This window comes from uncultured Oscillibacter sp. (assembly GCF_910579365.1).
Classification (GTDB): Bacteria; Bacillota; Clostridia; order Oscillospirales; family Oscillospiraceae; genus Oscillibacter.
This window is the reverse complement of the sequence record NZ_CAJTUX010000144.1, coordinates 1-2,335: the sequence shown is the minus strand read 5'-3', so window position 1 is coordinate 2,335 and position 2,335 is coordinate 1. Positions and strand designations below refer to the sequence as shown.

Genomic DNA, 2,335 nt, shown 5'->3' with positions numbered 1-2,335 from the left:
GCCGGTTCTCATAGAGCCGACATTCCTCCATGACGGCGGCAACCTCGTCCGGCACCTCAATGAATGTGTCCTTTGTGTAGAGAGGGTAGTAGTGCTTTCGCAAATTGATAACTGCCATGCCGCCCTCACTTTCCCTGGGGATGGTCTGCGTAGAAGCGGCGCAGATTGCACAGGCCACGGCGGATAGAGAGGCACACGTTACTGTTGTGAACACACTCCCGGTCTGCGATCTGCTGCTGGGTCAGCCCGCCCTGGTAGTAGGCGCGGATGCGGCGGGCCTGGGTGGGGGTGGCATAGGCCAGAGCCTCCCGCAAGGCAGCGGCCAGCCGGTCACGCTCGGCCCTTTCTTCCGCCAGCATGACAAGCTGCTCCGGGGACGGGCTGTGTTCCAAAGCATAGTTCTCCGTCCAGTCGAAAGCGTCCAGCGAGTAGAACGCCCGGTGATACCGCTTGCGGCGCTCATAGTTCCGCATTTCCCTGACGGACTGGCACAGCACGTCAAAGACTTCCTCGCTGACCTCCACCAGCTTGTCCTGCTGACAGTGGGGGTAACGGAGCCGCAGGTTGATGATTTTCATATAGCCTCCTAAATGACAGGAGGGACAAACAGCCGAAACTGCTTGTCCCTCCCGGTGATGGAGCGAACGCCCCTCACCTGGTAGCCACTTAGGGGGCCTATCGTGGTGTCACTTTCTGAAAAAAGTTTGAAAAATTTTTCTTACCGCCACAATGCTGTCGCGGACTGCGTACTTGGAGCAGCCGCACATCTCGGCAATCTCCGCATAGCTGAAATCATACAGGGCATAGAGCAAGAACCGCTCCCGCTGGGTGGGAGTGCAGAGAGCCAGCACCGCCAGAATTTCATCCAGCGTTTCCCGCTGGCAGACCAATTCCTCCGGGGTAGCACAGTAGGACAAGCGGCCCTCGGTGCTGATTATGTACTCATCACACTCACGCCCATCCCAGTGCCGCCGTTGTTCATGGGCAAGGTTCTCCGCCTTGTGGTCGGCCTGGGTGAGATATTCGTAGACCTCTACCGAAACGGACACGGCCTGCCCATAGTAGTTGATGGTAATTTCCATCGTCCTTTCCTCCGTTCAGATTTTTGGGGTCTGAACGAAGGGGGCGGGGAGCGGCAGCGGGGCCGGTGTTGCTGGCCTGGGTATAGAAAAGCGCCCGGACAGTGCAAGACTGTTCGGGCGCCGGGGACGACATTATGAGTCGTCAGAAAATGACTATTTTCGCAATCTTGGGTGGAGTGCGCCGCTGCGGGGGTCAGGCTTTTTTTGACAAGCTCCTATCTATCTGTAATTGCATAGCGGCATTCTCCTATATGTCGAGAAAGCAAATGGAAAGGCGGCGGCTTTAATAAACCGCCGCAGAAAATAAGCCCTAAATGGATAGAACTTCTGTTATTCGCTGAAATTACCCTACATCATCCGATGGAGCAGAATAGTGATTCTGCACTGCTACCGGAAGCTCGTCATACTGTACCTCGCTCCAATCCAGGACACCCCGGACTGGCATGACGGTCAGACGAATAAAGGCCCCTTCCCGCAGTTCTCTGGAAGTTCCAAAGGTGATCTCTTTCTCGCTCCCATTTTCGTCATAGGACAGCAGCGTGTAGGAATAGGGCAGGTTGCCTTTGAAGTTAATGACGCCTCCGTTAGAATCCACCTGTTCCACCTTGGTGTTGTCGATCTGGGCGTAATACTCGGCGCTGCCGGAGCCGGAGAGAAACCATGCGCAAAAGCCGACCAGACCAATGAGAAAGACAGCAACGACGCCTATTATGATTTTCAATTTTTTCTTCATATTGTTTGACACCCCTTACCAACCTTTTTTTGTGATGACCCGCTTGGGCTTTTTTGCTGTCTTTGGAGCCGCGCCTTTTTTTGCTGTCGCCACAAAAGCGGCGGCAATCAGCAGAGCGGCCAGCAAACTGAGCATACAAAGCAACGGATTCCAATGGACGGCCGCATCATAGCTACGGTATCCGATCAGCCCCATGCTTGCGGTCACGGGATACAAATTCGCCAAGGTCATGCTCCCTGCCGCAAACATCCCGCCGTAGCCGTAGACAAAGGCTACCACCGCTCCAATTAAGTGCCCGTTTGGGATACGGGCGGCGATGGCGATGATTGGCAGAACCGCGATATAGAGGAACAGGCAGTTGAACGTGATCTGCAACCCGGCTTGCATGACTGCCGGAAAATCGCCGCCGGGGAAGCCCAAAAGGGAGGATGCCGTCACAGTGAACACGGTGCTGACGATCCCCAGGAACAGGGAGAGCAGTCCGCAGACGGCCAGCTTGCCAGCCAGCAGAGCGGGAAAC

4 protein-coding genes are annotated in these 2,335 nt (G+C 55.6%); all 4 read right to left on the bottom strand.

All coding sequences use genetic code 11. The annotated features are described in order from the left end of the window. Positions 1-125: 125 nt before the first annotated feature. Positions 126-578, bottom strand: coding sequence for an RNA polymerase subunit sigma-24 (locus QZ329_RS15500; protein WP_295753898.1), 453 nt, complete (start codon positions 576-578; stop codon positions 126-128). A gap of 108 nt (positions 579-686) precedes the next feature. Beyond that, the gene (locus tag QZ329_RS15495) at positions 687-1,082 is read right to left on the bottom strand and encodes a sigma factor-like helix-turn-helix DNA-binding protein (RefSeq protein ID WP_295753897.1); all 396 of its coding nucleotides are present in this window, start codon (positions 1,080-1,082) and stop codon (positions 687-689) included. Between the two features lie 343 nt (positions 1,083-1,425). After that, the gene (locus tag QZ329_RS15490; protein ID WP_295753896.1) at positions 1,426-1,815 is read right to left on the bottom strand and encodes a YxeA family protein; all 390 of its coding nucleotides are present in this window, start codon (positions 1,813-1,815) and stop codon (positions 1,426-1,428) included. Positions 1,816-1,830: 15 nt separating this feature from the next. Then, on the bottom strand, positions 1,831-2,335 hold a 505-nt coding region (locus QZ329_RS15485; protein ID WP_295753895.1), incomplete at its 5' end, for an ABC transporter permease.